4 protein-coding genes are annotated in these 6686 nt (G+C 66.9%); all 4 read right to left on the bottom strand.

From position 1 onward, the window contains the following. Positions 1-172: 172 nt before the first annotated feature. A complete protein-coding gene (locus Q0996_RS08760) occupies positions 173-1564 on the bottom strand; it encodes a phenylacetate--CoA ligase family protein (RefSeq protein WP_299617756.1) in 1392 nt (463 codons plus the stop codon). Positions 1565-1589: 25 nt separating this feature from the next. Further along, positions 1590-2831, bottom strand: a complete 1242-nt coding sequence (locus Q0996_RS08755) for a cytochrome P450 (RefSeq protein WP_299617753.1) — start codon at positions 2829-2831, stop codon at positions 1590-1592. 78 nt (positions 2832-2909) lie between these two features. Beyond that, a protein-coding gene (gene prfB, locus Q0996_RS08750; protein ID WP_299617750.1) for a peptide chain release factor 2 occupies positions 2910-4035 on the bottom strand; the annotation gives its coding sequence in 2 pieces (ribosomal slippage) (positions 2910-3965 and positions 3967-4035; 1125 coding nt in all). 77 nt (positions 4036-4112) lie between these two features. After that, positions 4113-6542, bottom strand: a complete 2430-nt coding sequence (locus Q0996_RS08745; protein ID WP_322096667.1) for a penicillin-binding protein 1A — start codon at positions 6540-6542, stop codon at positions 4113-4115. Between the last annotated feature and the right edge of the window lie 144 nt (positions 6543-6686).

Here is a 6686-nt window from a genome sequence, read left to right as displayed (position 1 = left end):
CCGATCAGAGAACCCAGAAAACAAAGCCTGAAAGATCAATATCCCAAACCGATACCCGGCCTTGACAACAAAATCACCATACGAGTCCGGCAATGACGGGTTGGGTGAGCGGAGAGTGGGGATTTCTTGACGGAAAAGGCGTCACTTCACGCCAAGCACTCAGGGACATCCCTCAAACATCCACTTCGGAGATGAACTCCTCGAACTTGCCGGCGCCGCGTTTGGGGATTGCGTCCAGATAGGTCAGCTTGACCTCGAAGGGGTGGCCGAAGTTCTTCACGATGAGCGCCTTCTGCGCGGCCTCCTCGTCCGGCGTCAGGGGCTCCGTCACCACCATCAGCTTCTCGATCAAGGTGACTGAGCGCTGGATGTACTGGAAGGACTTCACCTTGGTGGTGATGGCGCGAAACTCCTCGTGCTCGCCGAGGTAGGGAAACTCGGAGCGGCCGTCGGGCAGGATCAGGCGGTTGCGCTTGCGGCCCAGCACCTGCTTGATCACCGGCAGGCCGCGCCCGCAGGCGCATGGCCCGCCGACCTCGGCGTAGTCGCCCAGTTCGTAGCGGATCAGCGGCGTGGCGAAGTTGTGCAGGCTGGTGATCAGCACCCGGCCCACCTCGCCCGGGCCGCAGGCCCGGCCGTCGTCGCCGATCACCTCCAAGAGCACGTTCTCTGACTGGACGTGATAGACGTCGTAGTCCGGGCACTGAATGGTCAGGTAGCCGGTTTCCTCGCAGCTATAGGAGTCCTTCACCGGCACGCCCCAGGCATCGGCACAGGCCTTGCGCACCTTCTCGGTTACCGTCTCGCCGACGGTCATGACCTGCTTCAGCTTGCTCGGCCGCAGCCCCCGCTCCACGCAGTAGTTGGCCAGCGCCGTCAGGTTCGAGGGGAAGGAAATCAGGAAGTCGGGATCCTCGCGTAGCAGCCATTCGACCTGGGCCTCCAACTCGCTGGCGATGTTGAGCAGCACCGCAGGACCGGTGGGATAGATGGCGCCGGAGGCCGGCCCCCAACTGTCGCCCCGCACGCCGTCCGGCGGCATGGCAACGCCCTTGCGGACCCAGCGGATGGCGGCCAGCTTGCCGGTCAGATCACGGCCCTGCCAGAGGTGCTCGCGCATCACGCAGGCGCGCCAGAAGACGCTGTTGATCTCGGTCGCGTTGAGGCGCACCGGCCGCCCGGTGGAGCCGGAAGTCTCGACCTGGTGGATCTTGCCGTGGGATTTCGGCAGCGCCGTGGTGTTGATGTCCTCGCCCGCCCCCTGCAGCTCGGCGCGGCGCAGCGGCGGAATACGGGCCAGGGTCTCGCGCGTCACCTCGGCATCGGGGTCGATGCCGGCTTCGGCGAAACGCCGCTGATAGAAGGGCACCGTGGTCGCGGCGTGCTTGAGCAGCGCGCCGAGCTGGCGGGCCTGGTGCCGAAAGAGCTCCTCGGGGTCCAGCCACTGGGTCTGGTCGAACTGGTAAAGCACCGAGAGCAGGAGCGAAGCCATGCGCCCGGGAATCGCCGGGCTGACAATGCCCGGAACCGTCGACCTTGGAATGCGCACGTTCTCGTCCCCCACTTGCGGTCCCCCCGATTGAGCCGGATCAGCGATGACGCACGGCGACCGGCAGGCTCGCCAGTCCGCGCACCGAGGTGTTGGCCTGCCAATCCGGCTGCTGCACCTTGACTTCGATCTCCCGCACCCGGTCCAGGAGGGCCGCGAAGGCGATCTCTCCTTCCAGCTTCGCCAGCCCGTAACCCAGGCAATGGTGGATGCCCTTGCCGAAGGCGAGGCTGGTGCCCTGGTCCCGGGCGAGGTCGAGACGGTCGGGATCGGGATACTGGAGCGGGTCCCGGTTGGCCGCGCCGAACAGGCTGACCACGTACTGCCCCTTAGGGATGGTCTTACCGGAAAGCTCCACGTCTTCGCCGGTCCAGCGGCCGATCTTCTGGATCGGGCTCTCGTAACGCAGCAGTTCGTCCACGGCGGAGACCATCAGCTCCGGCCGCTTGCGCAGGCGTTCCATCTCCCCCGGATTGCGGGACAGCGCCAGCACCCCGTTGCCAATGAGGTTCTTGGTGGTCTCGTGCCCGGCCCAAAGCAGGAAGACGCAGTTGGAGACCAGCTCTTCCTCGCTCAGCGCCTCGTCCTGGTCGCTGCCCAGCATCATCTCCGAAATCAGGTCGTCGCGCGGACGCGCCCGGCGCTCGGCGATCAGGCCGGCCATGTAGTCCATCATTTCCCGGGTGGCGTCGATCCCGGTGGCCAGTTCCTCGGCCTCGCCGGTATCCAGCGCCCCGGTGAGCTGGCCGGACCAGTCCTTCAGCCGCGCGTAGTCCTCCGCCGGCACGCCCAGAATGCGGGAGACCACCATCACCGGGAAGGGATAGGCCAGCGCCTCGATCAGGTCGAACTCGCCGCCGTCCCCGGCATTGTCCAGCGCGTCGTCCAGCAGGCGATGGACAATGGCGGTGATGTCGGCGCGCATGGCCTCCACCAGCCGCGGCGTGAAGGCGCGGCCGACAAGCCGGCGCAGGCGGGTGTGGGCCGGCGGGTCGATGAAGACCATCCAGCGGCTGAGCATGCCGTCGATGGGCGTGGGTTCGCGGTCGTCGCCGGTGATGGGGTTGGTGCCGCTGGGCGACTGCCGGCGGAAGCGCTTGTCAGTCAGCACCCGGGCGACATCGGCATAGCGGGTTAGGTACCAGTCGCCCCAGGGGCTCAAGAAGACGGGGTCATGGTCGCGCAAGACGTGAAAGGTGGGATAGGGGTCCTGGAGGAACCCCGGCGCGTTGAAATCGAGGGCGAAACCGCCCGCTTCCACCTGGTCGTGCCGCGCTGTCACTGTCTCTTCCCCCCGCCGGGTTCCCCGGCCCGGCAAGCGCTCCCCGCCGCCGACGTTAGACGGCCAGCGGTTAACAAATCACGCCTCGGCCTCGGAGGCCACGCCGCCGTCGATGCGCGCCGCCAGAGAGGCCTCCAGAAAGGCGTCGATATCGCCGTCCAGGACCCCCTGGGCATTGCCCTTCTCCACGGCGGTGCGCAGATCCTTGACCATCTGGTAGGGCTGCAGAACGTAGGAGCGGATCTGGTGCCCCCAGCCGATGTCGGTCTTGGCTTCGGCCTCGGCCTGGGCCTCGGCCTCGCGCTTCTGCAATTCATGCTCGTAGAGCCGCGCCTTCAGCATGGCCATGGCCTGGGCGCGGTTCTTGTGTTGCGAGCGGTCGTTCTGGCACTGCACCACGATGCCGGTGGGCACGTGGGTCATGCGCACCGCCGAATCGGTCTTGTTAACGTGCTGCCCGCCGGCGCCGGAGGCGCGGTAGGTATCGACCCGCAGGTCCTTGTCCAGAACCTCGATCTCGATGGAGTCGTCGATCACCGGATAGACCCAGACCGAGGCGAAGGAGGTGTGGCGCCGCGCCTGGGAATCGAAGGGCGAAATGCGCACCAGCCGGTGAACCCCCGATTCGGTCTTCAGCCAGCCGTAGGCATTGGGGCCCTTGACCTGGATGGAGCTTGACTTGATGCCCGCCTCTTCACCCGGGCTCTCCTCCAGCCAATCGATCTTGTAGCCGTGGGCCTCGGCCCAGCGCACGTACATGCGCAGCAGCATCTGGGCCCAGTCCTGGGCCTCGGTCCCGCCGGCGCCGGCGTTGACTTCCAGATAGCAGTCGTTGGCATCGGCCTCGCCGGACAGCAGGCTGGCCAACTGCATCTTCGCCGCCCTTGCGCTGAGAGCCTGCAGAAGGGCCTGGGCCTCCTGGACGGAGGCTTCGTCGTCCTCCGCCTCACCCAGTTCGGCCAGGGTCAGGCCGTCTTCCAGCTCTATCTCGACGGCATGGAAGTCCTTCAGCGACTGCTCCAGGTGGGTGCGCTCGCGCATCACCTTTTGAGCACGCTCGGGATCGTTCCAGAGATCGGGGTTTTCGGCTTCGGCGTTCAGTTCGTCGAGGCGCAGTGTGGCCGCTTCGACGTCAAAGATGCCTCCTCAGCAGGGCCAACGCCTGACGCACCTCGTCGGCCACCGCTTCAATTTCGGCACGCATGGAAACTCCTCAAGACTCGCGTGGCACGCCCCTGCCCGGCGCACCGGTGAGGCGCTGTTGTATCCGCTTCGCTGTCGCTAGTACAGCCCGCCGGTGCCGCTGGCCGCGGTGCTGCCGGTATTGGGATTGTAGCCGCCGTCGAGGACCACCTGCCGGCCGGTCGGCTCGGTGCCGGGCTGGAAGGCCTCCAGGAATACCCGCCGGTCGCCCGGGCGGGCAAGCTGGCCGGTCTCCGCGTTCATGCGCACCAGCCGGATGCCCGGCGGGATACGGAAGGGAATGGCCGGCTGGTCGGCCAGGGCCTCGGCCATGAAGGACTTGAAGACCGGGGCGGCCACGTTGGAGCCGGTGTCCTTGGGCCCAAGGGTGCGCGGCTCGTCGAAGCCGACGAAAACCCCGACAGCGAGGTCGGCGCTGAAGCCGATGAACCAGGTGTCGATGTTGTCGTTGGTGGTGCCGGTCTTGCCGGCCAGCGGCAGGCCGAGCTCGGCGATCCGCCGCCCGGTGCCCCGCTGGACGACGCCCTGCAGCATGCCGACCACCTGATAGGCGCTGGCCGGGTCGGCCACCTGCTCGCGCTCGTCGGGAAGCTGCGGCGGCGCCTGTCCGGACCAGGTCTCCGCCAGACAGCCCTCGCAGGCGCGCAGGTCGTGGCGATAGATGGTGCGGCCATGGCGGTCCTGAACGCGGTCGATCAGGGTCGGCGAGATGCGCCTGCCGCCGTTCACCAGCATGGCGTAGGCGGTGGTCATGTTCATCAGCGTGGTCTCGCCGGCGCCCAGCGACATGGAGAGCACCGGTTCCAGATCGGGCATCACGCCGAAGCGCCGCGCGTAGTCGACGATCTTCTCCATGCCCACGGTCTGGGCGAGGCGCACGGTCATCAGGTTGCGTGACTTCTCGATGCCCACGCGCATCGGCGTCGGGCCGTAGAATTTCATCGTGTAGTTGGCCGGCTTCCACTTGCCGAGACCGGCGCCCTGATCCAGCACGAAAGGCGCATCGAGGATCAGGGTCGCGGGCGTGAAGCCGCTGTCGAGCCCCGCCAGATAGACGAAGGGCTTGAAGGCGGAACCGGGCTGGCGCCGCGCCTGGATGACCCGGTTGAACTCGCTGCGGGCATACGAATAGCCGCCGACCATGGCCAGCACCCGCCCGGTGTGCGGGTCCAGGGCGACGATGGCGCCGTTGACGTCCGGGATCTGCCGCAGGGCGTAGCTGCCCTCCTCGTAGGCCTCGCCCTCGGCGTCTTCGCTGACCGCCTCGACCAGCACCACGGCCCCAGCCTCGACGACGTCCGAGGGCTTCTTCGGCGAGGCGCCGATGCGCTGTTCCTCCAGCCAGGGCCGCGCCCACTTCATCTCTGCCATGGGGATCCGGCCGGAGCTGCCGTCGGCCAGAGCCACCTCGGCGTACTTCCCCTCGGTGGCCAGCACCAGGGCCAGTTGCCAGTTCTCATCGCTGCCGACAGGCGGTTCGATCTCCGCCAGCAGGGCCTGCGGATCGGCCCCCTCCTCCAGGGCAAGCTGGTGCAGCGGGCCGCGCCAGCCGTGGCGCCGATCATAGTTGATCAGGCCGCCGCGCAGGGCGCGCTCGGCAATCGCCTGCAGCCGCGGGTCCAGGGTGGTGCGCACCGATAGCCCGCCGGCATAAAGACTGTCGTCACCGTAGAGCCGCGCCAGTTCGCGCCGCGTTTCCTCGGCGAAGTACTCGGCCTCGACCACCTGGGTCGCATCGGGCTTGCGCACCCGCAGGGGCTCGCCGCGGGCGGTCTCAGCCTCGGCCCCGTCGATGCGCTCGTCTTCCAGCATGCGCCCGATCACCCAGTTGCGGCGCGCCACGGCGGCGTCGTATTTGCGCACGGGGTGGTAGTTGTTGGGCGCCTTGGGCAGGGCGGCCAGATAGGCCGCCTCGGCGATGGTGAGTTCGTCCAGCGACTTGTTGAAGTAGTTCAGGGAGGCCGCGGCCACCCCGTAGGAGCCGAGCCCGAGATAGATCTCGTTCAGATAGAGCTCGAGAATGGTCTCCTTGGTGTAGGCCTGCTCGATGCGGAAGGCGAGGATCGCCTCCTTGATCTTGCGCTCGTAGGAGACTTCGTTGGTCAACAGGAAGTTCTTGGCCACCTGCTGGGTGATGGTGGAGGCGCCCACCGGCCGCCGGCTGGTGCCGTAGTTGGCGATGTTGGTGACGATGGCGCGGACCACCGAAAGAAAGTCCACGCCCGGATGGCTGTAGAAGTTCTTGTCCTCAGCCGATAGGAACGCATTCACCACACGGCGCGGGATCGCGCTGATCGGCACATAGACGCGTTTTTCGGTGGCGTACTCGGCCAGCAGCCGACCGTCGCCGGCGTGCACGCGGGTCACCGTCGGCGGTTCGTAGTCCGCCAACTGGCCGTATTCCGGCAGGCCCTGGCCGTAGTGATAGAAGACGTAAAGCACGCCGCCGGCCCCGGCCAACGCGAAGAACAGCAGCAGGCAGAAAAGTGTTGCGAGTATTCTCAATATCTTACCGTCTTTCCGGTCTTGCCGTCCGGCCCGGCGCGAGAGCGCTCATCTCCAACCGCCAGTTTGCAATCGTCCCGGCGGCACCATGCTAGGCGACAAGACGTTAAGGAACCTCAACCCTTTCCCGGCGCCCGGCGGAAATAA

The sequence above is a fragment of the Pelagibius sp. genome (genome assembly GCF_028289705.1).
Lineage (GTDB): Bacteria > Pseudomonadota > Alphaproteobacteria > Kiloniellales > Kiloniellaceae > Pelagibius.
This window is presented reverse-complemented; position numbering and strand designations above follow the sequence as displayed.